Source organism: Nocardia amamiensis NBRC 102102, from assembly GCF_001612745.1.
In the GTDB taxonomy this organism is placed as follows: Bacteria; Actinomycetota; Actinomycetes; order Mycobacteriales; family Mycobacteriaceae; genus Nocardia; species Nocardia amamiensis.
In genome coordinates, this window is record NZ_BDBA01000089.1 from 1 (window position 1) to 12725 (window position 12725).

The window sequence follows — 12725 nt, forward strand, 5'->3', positions numbered from 1 at the left end:
CCGGCGAGCGAGCCGGCGGAGGCCGCCGCGGCGGGATTGCCCGCGTCGCCGGTCAACACCAGCATCTGATCGGGGGAGGCGAAATCGATCGCGCCGCGATTTCCACTGGAGCCCTTGGGAATTCCGGTGAGGATGTCCTTCGGCGCGCCGCCTTCGGCGATGCGGACCACCCGGTTGTCACTGGAGGTGGTGATGTAGGCGTACATCAGGCCGTCTTCGCGGTAGGTCGGGGACAGCGCGAGATCGCTCAAACCGCCGTCGGTGGAGCCGTCCACGTCCAGCCGCGCGATCTCGACCGGCTGCTGCTCCGGGGCCACCTTGAGAATCCGTCCGGTCCGGCGCTCGGCGACCAGTGCGCCGTCGCCGAGCGTGACCAGCCCGCCGGTCGTGTCCAGGCAGGTCGCGACCACCGCCGGGTCCGGATCGATGCAGGGCCCGCTGGGCCGGGTGGTCGAGGTGGGCGGCTGGTTCGGCTTCTTCGGGTCGATGTTGGCTCCGCGCAGGCTCGGCTCCGGGGTGAACGGACTGGACGCCGAATCATCGAACCGGGCGCAACCGGCCAGCAGCGCGGCACCGAGCGCCAGGCTCGCCGCGACGCGGCCAACGACAACCAAACTCATAGCTCAGACGTTACGGAAATACCGTCGCGCGCGCCGCCTCCGGGTGGGTGTTGCGCGCAGACTGACACGCCGTGCCGCTTACTCGCACGCGATAGCGCGGTGCGGCTTAGGGTAGGGCCGTGACCGACAAGACGAAAGACACACCCGAACCCCCGAGAGTGGCGGACTCAGCGCCGTCCACGGCGGTGTCGTCCACCGGTCGAGGAGTGAGCAGCCCGTTCGACTCGCCCACCGAGCAGTTCGGTCGGGTGGATCGGTCCGGGCGCCCACGGCTGGGCAAGGACGTCCCCCGGACCGACGACGAACTCGGGCTCGACCCGGAGGTCCCGTCCACGGCGGAGACCAAGGCCGTGCCCACTTACGATTACGCGAGCATCCCGCCCGCGGCGGCCCCGCCGTCCGACACCGGCCCGCTGCGCCGCCGCCGCGCCGCCGAGAACCGCCGCGGCACACTCGATCTCGGCTTGCTGCTGCTGCGCTTGGTCGTCGGCGGCACGTTCCTCTACCACGGGTTGCAGAAGCTCACCGGCTGGTTCCACGGCCCCGGCCTGGACGGCACCCGCGAGATGATGGAGCGCGGCGGCTGGGACCATCCCACGCTGTCCACCATCCTGGTCACCGCGGGCGAAGTCGGCGGCGGCACGCTGCTGATCCTCGGCCTGGCCACCCCGTTGGCGGCGGGCGCGGTGCTCGCGGTCATCCTGGACGCCTGGGCCTGGAAGCAGGGGATGGCCCCGGGCTTCCAGTACAAGGCAGGACCAGGCGCGGTCGAATTGGAGAGCATCCTCGCCGGTGCGGCCACCGCCATCATCCTGACCGGCCCGGGCCGCTATTCCTTCGACGTCAAGCGAGGCTGGGCCACCCGGCCCCACATGGGGTCCTTCACTGTCCTCCTCCTCGCCATCGCCGCCGCGGTCGGCACCTACTGGTACCTGCACGGTGGCAACCCGTTCACCGGGATAGGCCCGTTCGACTGACGCCGGTCGGCACCGAACCCGGTGGTGCTCTCCACTACACGGAGGTTCGTCGCCCCTACTGTCCAACGAGACCCTGATCGAGAACTGGCGCCCGGCAGACACTCGGTGTGCCTACGGCGTCAGTTCCCGCTCGATCCGCACGGAACTGAGGTGGTGCGCCGGAAACGGTGGCCCACATCAGGACGGGAGGGCACCGTTGTGTTGACGCGTGACGTCGCGGTCACGCTACTCGCGGGTTCACCCGGCAGTTGGTGTGGAGGTATCCAGCGCTGCCGTTCGTGAAGTCATAGATCGCGACCGTCTGGGTGTCTTCCAGTGCATCCGAGGGCGGCATCAGGAAATGCGTCGCGCTCACCGGGAGCAGCTCATATCTGATGCGGTCCGGCTTCTGGAGGAACTCCGCCTGCATCGGGTCGAGGACCAATGTCAGGTACAGCTGCCCGCGTTCGGCTGATACCTCGTACCGTGCGCCGGGGCGCTCGTAGACGCCTTCGTACCTGGAAAGATCGAGATTCAGAGTCGGGTCCGGTGCGGGCAGGCCCGGGATGGTGACCGTGCCGAGCTCGGTCAGTATCTCGTTGAACACCGTGCGGTAGAAGCTTTCCCGAGGTCCTCCGTTCGTCAGCATCGCGATGGCCGTGTTCGAGCCGGGTAGTAGCCGCAGCCGAGCGTTCTGGCCGATCGTGCTGCCGTCGGCCGCGTAGACGGTTTCGCCGTACCAGTTACACGCGATGAGGCCGAGCGCCCATTCCGGCCCGAACATGTACGGATCCGGTACAGGCACTCGCGACAGCGTCATCTCCCGAATGCTTTCGGCCGAGACGATGCGCTGTCCGCTCGGCGCCGAGCCGCCGGTGAGGATGACGTGCGCCAGCGCGAGCACTTCCCGCGTCGTCGAGGTGATGTTGCCGCCGGGGCCGAACACACGCGGCAGGTAGTCCACCGGTGTGACGATGGGGCCCTCGTCCAGGGTCCGGATGAGATGCCCGGTCGCGACACGGGTTTCGTCCACCTGCTCGCGCCAGCTGCTCGTGCTGGTCAGGCCCAAGGGGTCGAAGAGCCGATCCCGCATGACGTCGTCCCAGCGTTTGCCGTCGTGCACCTCCAGGATCCGGGCGAGGATCGCGTAGCCGAGCGCCGCGCTGTAACCGTGGGTGTGACCCAGCGGGAAGACCTGGGGCGCGTCGGCGATGTTCTCGATCATGCGCTCGTAGACGTCGTCGTCTTCGCCGGGATCGCCGAAAGCCTCTTCGATGCCGTTGGTGTGGCATAGCAGGTGGCGTGGGGTGACCTTGGCGCTTGCTTCGGGATCGGCCACCTCGAAACCGGGCAGGTAGGTCCGCACCGGCTCGTCCAGATCGACCTTTCCCTCGTCGACGAGCTGCAGGAACGCCAGCGCGGTCCACGTCTTGGTCATGGAGCCGCACTGGTAGACGGTGTCCGTGGTCGCGGGTTCCCGCGTTTCCACGTTCTTGACGCCGACCGCGAGCTCGGCGATCGCACCGTCGTGGAGCACGCCGATCGCGGCGCTCGGGATTCCGTACTCCGCCAGCAGGTCGGCGACCCGGGCCTGGATCCGCGGCAGATCGATGCTCATCGCGGGAGACCGACCGCGTTCGCGGCGTCCGCTTCGAAGTACTCCGTTGTGGCGTAGGCCCCGGCGTGCGCTTCGAAGAAATCCCGAACGCCATCGATGGAGTCGTGGGTGATGATGTTCACCGCTTTGTCTCCGTCCTTGCTGGCCACCGCCAGCTTCCACTTGGCTCCCTTGGGGAGCGCGGCGTGTGCCTTCTTCAAGCCACCCCAGAACTTGCCTTCGTTCGAGACGGTCGATACGGCCATCACATGCATCAATGTTTTCTCCTTTTCGGATGAACGAAAGCTACGTTGCATTTCAAAATTCGTCAACGAACTTCAGGTGGAAAATCGCAGTTAACCGGCAATCGTTGCAACGATATTGCGAGTGAATGCAACATCCTATTGCAGGGCATTGCAATGTACTGTGGATGAACGCAATGGGAGGAGGTACGCCGGTGCCAGGAGGCAGGCTGACCCACGAGGACCGTCGGCAGATCGCGGCGTGGCTGGCCGACGGGCTCGGGTACGCCGAGATCGGCCGACGGCTCGGCCGACCGACGTCCACGATCAGTCGCGAGGTCGCACGCAATTGCGCATCCGGCGCCTATCTGGCCGACGACGCGCAGCAGGCCGCCGGCCACCGTGCCCGCCGACGCAAACCGGCCCGGCCCGGCCCCGTGACCGGCGGGCAATCGACCGAGATGGTGCGCGGTTTCGTGGACCAGTTCGCGACCCTACTGGCCGCGACCGGCCTGCCCCGGATGACCGCCCGGGTGTTCGTCTGCCTGCTCACCGCGGACGCCGACGGCCTGACCTCAGCCGACCTGGTGCGCCGGTTACAGGTCAGCCCGGCATCGGTATCCAAGTCCATCGCCTACCTCGAAGCCATGGAACTGGTTGTGCGCCACCCGGATCCCGGTGGTCGCCGCGAGCGATATGTCATCGACGACGACGTCTGGCTCCGCGCGTGGCAAGCCGACACCAGCGCGCACGGGGAGATCGCGACCGCCGCACAGCGGGGCATCGAGATCTTCGGCGCCGACACCACCGCCGGCGCCAGGCTCGGCAAGATGGGCCAGTTCTTCGCCCGGCTCAGCGAGCAGATGAGTGGCGGCGGCCTCGGCGAGACCGTCGTGCACGATGCGTTGACCGTAATCGCCGCGCTCGTGCACACCGGTCGACCGCTCACCCTGGGCGCGCTTGCCGCCGCGCTCGATTGGCCCAGGGGCCGCGCCACCGCCGCCTTGGACGCGATCGAACGTCAACCGGCGATCGCCGATCCCCTCGCCTTGCGGGTCATCGGTCCCGAGACATACACCTTCACCACAAGACCGGACCGCCTCAGCCCGGCGCAACGTGAAGGACTCCAGATATGCATCCAGAACCGGACTTTGTGATCATGAGACTGCGGCAGCGCCGGAAGCGCGACCAGCCGACAACATCGCGCGCCGCTCGCCCCGCAGAACGGACATAAGCCCGAATCCGCCCGCGGTAGATGTACCGCTGGTCAACGGCAGTGGCCCGGTCGACTGAACAGCGCCGCTCGGTGACGGCCGCCGATGCGGCGCAGGCCGATACGAGACCGCCCTGCGCCGCAGGGGCGACGGCTACGGCACGTGGCGCACGGCGCCCTTGTCGGCCGACGTAGCCATCGCGGCGTACGCACGCAGAGCGGTCGTGACCGGACGATCGCGGTTGACCGGCTGCCACGGACGCTCGGAGGCGTCCATTTTTGCGCGGCGCTCGGCGAGCACGGCGTCGTCGACGAGCACCTCGAGGGTGCGGGTGGCGACGTCGATGCGGATCTGGTCGCCGTTCTCGACCAGGCCGATGACTCCGCCGCTGGCCGCCTCGGGAGAGATGTGCCCGATCGACAGACCTGAGGTGCCGCCGGAGAACCGGCCGTCGGTGATCAGCGCGCACTGCTTGCCTAGCCCCGAGCCCTTCAGGAAGGCCGTGGGGTGCAGCATCTCCTGCATGCCGGGGCCACCGGCGGGGCCCTCGTAGCGGACCACGATGACGTCGCCCGGCTTGATCTTCTTGCCCAGGATGACCGACACGGCCTCCTCCTGCGACTCCACCACCACGGCGGGACCCTGGAAGGAGAACAGCTCCTCGTCGATGCCCGCGGTCTTCAGCACCGCGCCGTTGGGCGCGATGTTGCCGCGCAGCACGACCAGGCCGCCTTCCTTGGTGTAGGCGTGCTCCAGATCGCGGATGCAGCCTCCCTCGGCATCGGTGTCCAGGGACGACCAGCGGTTCTCGGTGGAGAACGGCTCGGTGGTGCGCACACCACCCGGCGCCGCGTGGAAGAGTTCGATGGCCTCCTGGGATGCCTTGCCGGAGCGGATGTCCCAGGTGTCGAGCCACTCGTCGAAGCTCTTGGTGTGCACCGTGGTGACATCGGTCTCCAGCAGACCGGCGCGGCGCAGCTCGCCCAGGATGGCGGGGATGCCGCCGGCGCGGTGCACGTCCTCCATGTGGTAGTCGGAGTTGGGCGACACCTTCGACAGTGTGGGCACCCGCCGGCTGGTCTCCTCGATGGTGTGCAGATCGAAGTCGATCTCACCCTCCTGCGCCGCGGCCAGCGTGTGCAGCACGGTGTTGGTCGAGCCGCCCATCGCCACATCCAGCGCCATCGCATTGCGGAAGGCCTTGGCGTCGGCCACGTTCCGCGGCAGCACGGACGCGTCGTCCTCGCGGTACCAGCGGTTGGCGATGTCCACCACCACCGTGCCCGCCTTCTCGAACAGGGCCCGGCGCGCGGCGTGCGTCGCGAGGGTGGAGCCGTTGCCGGGCAGCGCGAGACCGAGCGCCTCGGTCAGGCAGTTCATCGAGTTGGCGGTGAACATGCCCGAGCACGAGCCGCAGGTCGGGCACGCGGACCGCTCGACCTCGGCCAAACCCTCTTCCGACACGGCCTGATTCGCGCTCGCGGAGATCGCGGTGATCAGGTCGGTCGGCGCCTGCGCGACGCCGCCGACGACCACGGCCTTGCCCGCCTCCATGGGTCCGCCGGAGACGAACACGGCCGGAATGTTCAGCCGCATGGCGGCATTCAGCATGCCCGGGGTGATCTTGTCGCAGTTGGAGATGCAGACCAGCGCGTCGGCGGTGTGCGCGTTGACCATGTACTCGACCGAGTCGGCGATGATCTCGCGCGAGGGCAGCGAGTAGAGCATGCCGCCGTGTCCCATGGCGATGCCGTCGTCCACGGCGATGGTGTGGAATTCGCGCGGCACGCCACCGGCGGCGCGCACCGCGTCGGCCACGATCTCGCCGACATTCTTCAGATGCACGTGCCCGGGCACGAACTGGGTGTAGGAGTTCGCGATGGCGACGATCGGCTTGCCGAAGTCGGTGTCGGTCATGCCGGTGGCGCGCCAGAGTGCGCGGGCGCCTGCGGCATTGCGGCCGATGGTCGTGGTTCGTGAACGAAGCGGTGGCATTTCGATGGTCCTCGGGTCGCGGGGGCTGACGTGCGACGGCGCAGAGCTCGCTCGGCGGCGGCTTTACGTTACTCCCGCCGCTGGGTGCGCCGACATGTCGGTCATGGCCGGTGCGGGGTGTCAGTCCGTGTGTTTCGGTCTCGGCGTGTTCGGTTCGTCGCCGCCAGTGGTGTGGTCGACGCTGACGGTGTTGCCGGAGGTGCCGGACCGTCGAGAGTGATGGGCGTGTAGGGGATCGGTGCTCCCGGCGAAATCATCCCATCACTTGGCCGCAACATGCTACTGAAGCCGGTCGGATCGCGGCGTGTGTCACAGCACCTCACGGTTCGCCGGAGGCGGTCGCGTCGCGCCGATGGAGGTTCCCTACCGTGGCGGCGAGGTCGCGTCGTAGTCCTCGTCGCCTGCGAACGCGTCTCCGATCGATGTCGCACAAAGGTGGATCGCGGCGGCCGGGACCCTGCGGCGTCGAAGAGGCGGAGCTACTGCGTGTTCTTGCCGTCTGTGTCTTCGGCTTCGGCGGTCTTGGGAACACCGTTCGTGCGCGAGGCGTCGTCGGCGGGCGCGGCGGGTCGCGTCTCCCCGTCGCCGTCCGCGGACTCATCGGAGGCGTGGTCCGCGGCGGTTTCCTCCGGCACCGCGAACGGATCCGGGATCCGCCCGTTGGACGCCGCCGCCAGATCGCGCAGCCGGTCGTAGCTCACCGCGGGCAACTTCGCCTCGGTGCCGTCGGTCAGGTCGGCCCGCACATATCCACGCTTCGGGATCCGCACGCCCTTCACCTGTGCCCAGTCCAGATGACGAGAGCCGAACAGCGTCCGCAGGTCCAGTCCGGCGTCCGACACCGCGGTCTGCGTCCGCAGCACCCACACGAGCACCACGACCGGGATGAGCAGCAACCACCACAGCCCGGCCGGCCAGCCGACGAACGGGAAGAACACGCACATCAGCAGGATGAACACGCCGAGAAAGGCCAGCCGTGGGATGCGGATCACAGTGGCGTTGCGGGCGCTACCCGTATCCGTCGTCGCGGCGGGCGTATGGGACGATTCAGAAGGTGGCACGGACTGATGCGGTGATGACACACCACCATCCTCGCATCCTGGTGAACGGACACAAGCAACCGCACTATCCCACATAATGGGACACGAGAGGTCATCTGTTTGACTCTTCGGTTCACACCCGCTTAACGTCGTGCGCGTGAATCGAAACGAGTTGCTCGTACTCGGCCGGCGCGTCCAGCGTTGAGCCTGACCAACTGAGTCGAATACGTCAGCTCGCGTTGCGACGCGCCACCCTCGATCAGCCCTGTGCTGTCGGGGGCTTTTTTATGTTCGGACTAATGTCCAGCATGGCGAAGCGCAAGACACCGATGAGGCACACAATCCGGGGTCGAAACGACAACCAGTAAGGAACGAAGACGGTGAGCGCACCTACCGCACGGCCCGGGCCCTCGGCCCGGAGGCCAGCGCCTTCGGCGAACCAGCAGGCAACGCCCGCTGCCAACGCGACGTCCGCGGCCAACCGCCGCCAGGTCCCGCCCGAGCGGGTCACCGGCGCTCAGTCGGTCGTGCGTTCGCTCGAGGAGCTCGGCGTCGACACCGTATTCGGCATTCCGGGCGGTGCGATCCTCCCCGTCTACGACCCGCTGTTCGACTCCACCAAGGTGCGTCACGTCCTCGTCCGGCACGAGCAGGGCGCGGGCCACGCGGCGACCGGGTACGCGCAGGCCACCGGCAAGGTCGGTGTGTGTATGGCCACATCCGGCCCCGGCGCCACCAACCTGGTCACCCCGATCGCCGACGCCCAGATGGACTCGGTCCCGATCGTGGCCATCACCGGCCAGGTCGGCCGCGGCCTGATCGGCACGGACGCGTTCCAGGAAGCCGACATCTCCGGCATCACCATGCCGATCACCAAGCACAACTTCCTGATCACCGACGGCGTCGACATCCCGCGCATCATCGCGGAGGCGTTCTACCTGGCCGCCTCCGGCCGCCCCGGCGCCGTGCTGGTCGACATCCCCAAGGACGTGCTCCAGGCCCAGACCACCTTCAGCTGGCCGCCCGAGATGCGCCTGCCCGGCTACCGCCCGGTCACCAAGCCGCACGGCAAGCAGGTGCGCGAGGCCGCCAGGATGATCATGGAGGCCAAGGCGCCGGTGCTGTATGTCGGCGGCGGCGTGATCAAGGCCGAAGCCTCGGCCGAGCTGCTGCAACTGGCCGAGCTGACCGGCATCCCGGTGGTCACCACGCTGATGGCGCGCGGCGCGTTCCCCGACAGCCACCAGTTGAACATGGGCATGCCCGGCATGCACGGCACCGTTGGCGCCGTCGCCGCGCTGCAGAAGTCCGACCTGCTGATCACCCTCGGCGCGCGATTCGACGACCGCGTCACCGGTCAGCTGGATTCCTTCGCGCCCGGCGCCAAGGTCATCCACGCCGACATCGACCCGGCCGAGATCGGCAAGAACCGGCACGCCGACGTCCCGATCGTCGGCGACTGCCGCGAGGTGATCGCCGAGCTCATCGAAACGCTGAAGGCCGACCCCGCCGCGGGCGACGCGCTGCCGCTGCCGATCGGCGAATGGTGGACCTACCTCGACGGCATCCGGCAGGCCTACCCGTTGGGCTGGACCCCGCCTGCGGACGGGTCGCTGTCGCCGGAGTTCGTCATCGACGCGCTGGGCCGCCTGGCCGGACCCGACGCGATCTACTGCGCCGGCGTCGGTCAGCACCAGATGTGGGCCGCGCAGTTCATCAAGTACGAGAAGCCGCGCACCTGGCTGAACTCCGGTGGTCTGGGCACCATGGGCTACGCCGTCCCGGCCGCCATGGGTGCCAAGATGGGCGCGCCGGACAAAGAGGTGTGGGCAGTCGACGGTGACGGCTGCTTCCAGATGACCAATCAGGAGCTGGCCACCTGCGCCATCGAGGGCGTGCCGATCAAGGTCGCGCTGATCAACAACGGCAACCTGGGCATGGTCCGCCAGTGGCAGACGCTGTTCTACCAGGAGCGTTACTCCAACACCGAGCTGGGCACGCACTCGCTGCGCATCCCCGACTTCGTCAAGCTCGCCGAAGCCCTCGGCTGCCACGGCATCCGGGTCGAGCGCGAAGAGGACGTGGAGGCCGCGATCCGCGAGGCGCAGTCGATCAACGACCGCCCCGTGGTGATCGACTTCATCGTCGGCAAGGACGCCCAGGTGTGGCCGATGGTCGCCGCGGGCACCAGTAACGACGAGATCATGGCCGCCCGCGGCATCCGCCCACTGTTCGACGAAGACGAGCAGGCCGCCGAGCCCGCAGTCATCCACGAGGCGATGTCGCATGAACAGACAAGGTGAACCACGGATGAGTACCACCCACACCCTCAGCGTTCTCGTCGAGGACAAGCCGGGCGTGCTGGCGCGGGTCGCTGCGCTGTTCTCCCGCCGCGGCTTCAATATCGAGTCGCTGGCGGTCGGCGGCACCGAGCTGCCCGAGATCTCGCGCATGACCATCGTCGTCACCGTCGAGGACCTGCCGCTCGAGCAGGTCACCAAGCAGCTCAACAAGCTGGTGAACGTCATCAAGATCGTGGAGCAGGACTCCGACAGCTCGGTGGCCCGCGAACTGATCCTGGTGAAGGTCCGCGCCGACGCGAGTGTGCGGACCCAGGTGATCGAGGCCGTCGGGCTCTTCCGCGCCAAGGTCATCGACGTCTCCCCGGACGCGCTCACCGTCGAGGCGACCGGAACCCGGTCCAAGCTCGACGCGCTGCTGCGGATGCTGGAACCGTATGGCATCCGGGAGATCGTGCAGTCCGGTGTCGTCGCGGTGGGACGTGGACCGAAGTCCATCACCGCCACCCGATGACGGCGGCGCGGCACACACCGATGGGGCCGACCGCCCTGCGACGGCCACACGCTAACCTTGCTGCGATCGACGGTTGGTGTGCCGCCCTCCCCGCGCATGCGGGAATGATCGCTCCCGCGTAAGCGGGAGTGATCCGATCCAGAAACTTGTAAATCGACACCGGCGCAAGCACGGTGTGCCCCGCCTCGCGCGGGGATGATCTCGGAAGGAACCACTGTGGCAGTCGAGATGTTCTACGACGACGACGCCGACCTGTCGATCATCCAGGGCCGCAAGGTCGCTGTCATCGGCTACGGCAGCCAGGGCCACGCGCACTCGCTGAGCCTGCGCGACTCGGGCGTCGAGGTGCGCGTCGGTCTCGCGGAGGGGTCGAAGTCGCGTCCGAAGGCCGAGGAGGCGGGCCTGACCGTTGGCACCCCGGCCGAGGTTTCGGCCTGGGCCGACGTCATCATGGTGCTTGCGCCCGACACCGCGCAGGCGTCGATCTTCACCAATGACATCGAGCCGAACCTGAAGGACGGCGACGCGCTGTTCTTCGGCCACGGCCTCAACATCCACTTCGGCCTGATCAAGCCCCCGGCCAACGTGACCATCGGCATGGTCGCGCCGAAGGGCCCCGGCCACCTGGTTCGTCGTCAGTTCGTCGACGGCAAGGGTGTTCCGGCGCTGATCGCCGTCGAGCAGGACCCGAAGGGCGAGGGCCAGGCGCTGGCGCTGTCCTACGCCAAGGGCATCGGCGGCACCCGCGCGGGCGTCATCAAGACCACCTTCAAGGAAGAGACCGAGACCGACCTGTTCGGTGAGCAGGCCGTGCTCTGCGGTGGCACCGAGGAACTGGTCAAGACCGGTTTCGAGGTCATGGTCGAGGCCGGTTACGCGCCGGAGATGGCCTACTTCGAGGTGCTGCACGAGCTGAAGCTGATCGTCGACCTGATGTACGAGGGTGGCATCGCGCGGATGAACTACTCGGTGTCCGACACCGCCGAGTTCGGTGGCTACCTGTCCGGCCCGCGGGTCATCGACGCCGACACCAAGAAGCGCATGCAGGAGATCCTCAAGGACATCCAGGACGGCAGCTTCGTCAAGCGCCTCGTCGCGAATGTCGAGGGCGGCAACAAGGAGCTCGAGGCGCTGCGCAAGCAGAACGCCGAGCACCCGATCGAGGTCACCGGCGCCAAGCTGCGCGGCCTGATGAGCTGGGTCGACCGGCCGATCACCGAAACCGCCTGAGTTCCACTTCTGGCGTTCGCAGGGCGAACGACCTTTGCTCGAAACCCCTGGAAGGCCCGTCCATCGCGAGATCGGACGGGCCTTCCAGGCATTCCGCGGTACGTAGTTCAGGGCGGTAGGCTGGTGTCGTGCCGGAAGAAACGCCAGGTCAGCGCTTGCGTCTCGCGATGGAGATGTATGAGTTCGGCGTGCGTATGCAGCGCACGCGCATCCGCCGAAACCGTCCTGAGGCGACTGAAGACGAGATCGATGAAGCCGTGAATGAATGGCTTCTCACACGCCCTGGTGCGCCGCTCGGTGACGCGGTCGGTCGGCCGTCATCGCGATTCGCATGAACCAACTCGAAGCGGCGCTCCGTCGCGCCACGACGGATCTTGTCCGTCTGGGATATGGCTGGGCACTTGTCGGGGGTTTCGCGGTCTCCGCTCGATCCGCACCGAGGTTCACCCACGATATCGACCTGGCAGTGGCTGTCGAAGATGACCACGCTGCTGAGGGTTTGGTTCGTCGGCTCATGTCCGAGGGGTACGGGTTCTACGCGTCGGTGGAGCACGACAACGGCAGGCTGGCCACAATCCGACTCAGACGTCAGGTGGATGGCGTGCCGGTCTTGGTCGATCTGCTGTTCGCCAGTTCAGGAATCGAGCCGGAGATTGTCCAAGCAGCAGAGAATCTGGAGATCGTGCCCGGTCTGTGGTTGCGCGTCGCGACCACTGGCCATCTGATCGCGCTCAAATTGCTTGCCCGGGATGATGATTCGCGTCCACAGGACCTTGCCGACCTGCGCGGACTACTGGAGGCGGCTTCAGCGGCCGACATCGAAGAAGCTGAAGCGGCAGTCCGCTTGATCACTCAGCGCGGTTTCAACCGTGAACGTGACCTGCTCGAGTCGCTGCGAGCGGTGACCTCCACTCGTTGACTCGTCCGACCCAGATGAAGCCGCCGATCCGGTTTCGGATCGGGCCACCGGCGTCTTCGGGGTCGGCGCACGACAACGGCTCGGCACCTTGTGGGTGC

12 protein-coding genes are annotated in these 12725 nt (G+C 67.4%); 7 read left to right on the plus strand and 5 right to left on the minus strand.

The window, feature by feature from the left end; translation table 11 throughout:
* Positions 1 to 620 (minus strand): PQQ-dependent sugar dehydrogenase (locus NA4_RS18040; protein ID WP_174552962.1); only part of this gene is annotated, 620 nt, incomplete at its 3' end.
* A 119-nt stretch (positions 621 to 739) separates the two neighbouring features.
* Between NA4_RS18040 and NA4_RS18045 the strand changes: the two genes are divergently transcribed.
* Positions 740 to 1597, plus strand: a complete 858-nt coding sequence (locus NA4_RS18045; RefSeq protein ID WP_067470969.1) for a DoxX family protein — start codon at positions 740 to 742, stop codon at positions 1595 to 1597.
* 220 nt (positions 1598 to 1817) lie between these two features.
* On the opposite strand, the gene NA4_RS18050 is transcribed toward NA4_RS18045, so the two are convergent.
* Entirely contained in the window at positions 1818 to 3194 is a 1377-nt protein-coding gene (locus NA4_RS18050) for a serine hydrolase (RefSeq protein ID WP_067470971.1), read from the minus strand.
* Positions 3191 to 3451, minus strand: a complete 261-nt coding sequence (locus NA4_RS18055; protein WP_218022315.1) for a hypothetical protein — start codon at positions 3449 to 3451, stop codon at positions 3191 to 3193. The genes NA4_RS18050 and NA4_RS18055 overlap by 4 nt, the downstream gene beginning before the upstream one ends.
* Before the next feature lie 179 nt (positions 3452 to 3630).
* Here NA4_RS18055 and NA4_RS18060 point away from each other — a divergent pair, with 179 nt between their 5' ends.
* Positions 3631 to 4572 carry a GbsR/MarR family transcriptional regulator gene (locus tag NA4_RS18060; protein WP_067470975.1) on the plus strand — a complete coding sequence of 314 codons (942 nt, stop codon included), beginning with the start codon at positions 3631 to 3633 and terminating at the stop codon, positions 4570 to 4572.
* A gap of 210 nt (positions 4573 to 4782) precedes the next feature.
* Here NA4_RS18060 and ilvD read toward each other — a convergent pair whose 3' ends face one another.
* Both ilvD and NA4_RS18075 read right to left on the minus strand, forming a co-directional pair.
* A complete protein-coding gene (gene ilvD, locus NA4_RS18065; RefSeq protein ID WP_067470977.1) occupies positions 4783 to 6624 on the minus strand; it encodes a dihydroxy-acid dehydratase in 1842 nt (613 codons plus the stop codon).
* Positions 6625 to 7103: 479 nt separating this feature from the next.
* Complete coding sequence (locus NA4_RS18075; RefSeq protein WP_245671453.1) at positions 7104 to 7706, minus strand: PH domain-containing protein; 603 nt, start codon at positions 7704 to 7706, stop codon at positions 7104 to 7106.
* Positions 7707 to 8044: 338 nt separating this feature from the next.
* Here NA4_RS18075 and NA4_RS18080 point away from each other — a divergent pair, with 338 nt between their 5' ends.
* The 5 genes from NA4_RS18080 (at position 8045) to NA4_RS18095 (ending at position 12627) form a co-directional block, all read left to right on the plus strand.
* Positions 8045 to 9967 (plus strand): acetolactate synthase large subunit, encoded by a 1923-nt coding sequence (locus tag NA4_RS18080; protein WP_067470981.1) that lies wholly within the window; start codon positions 8045 to 8047, stop codon positions 9965 to 9967.
* Between the two features lie 7 nt (positions 9968 to 9974).
* Positions 9975 to 10478 (plus strand): acetolactate synthase small subunit, encoded by a 504-nt coding sequence (ilvN, locus tag NA4_RS18085; RefSeq protein ID WP_039799659.1) that lies wholly within the window; start codon positions 9975 to 9977, stop codon positions 10476 to 10478.
* Positions 10479 to 10694: 216 nt separating this feature from the next.
* Positions 10695 to 11708, plus strand: coding sequence for a ketol-acid reductoisomerase (ilvC, locus tag NA4_RS18090; RefSeq protein ID WP_067470988.1), 1014 nt, complete (start codon positions 10695 to 10697; stop codon positions 11706 to 11708).
* A gap of 128 nt (positions 11709 to 11836) precedes the next feature.
* A complete protein-coding gene (locus NA4_RS40485; RefSeq protein WP_157129105.1) occupies positions 11837 to 12043 on the plus strand; it encodes a hypothetical protein in 207 nt (68 codons plus the stop codon).
* Positions 12040 to 12627: a nucleotidyl transferase AbiEii/AbiGii toxin family protein gene (locus NA4_RS18095; RefSeq protein ID WP_067470983.1), complete on the plus strand. Its 588-nt coding sequence runs from the start codon at positions 12040 to 12042 to the stop codon at positions 12625 to 12627. Before NA4_RS40485 ends, NA4_RS18095 begins: the two co-directional genes overlap by 4 nt.
* Positions 12628 to 12725 lie beyond the last annotated feature (98 nt).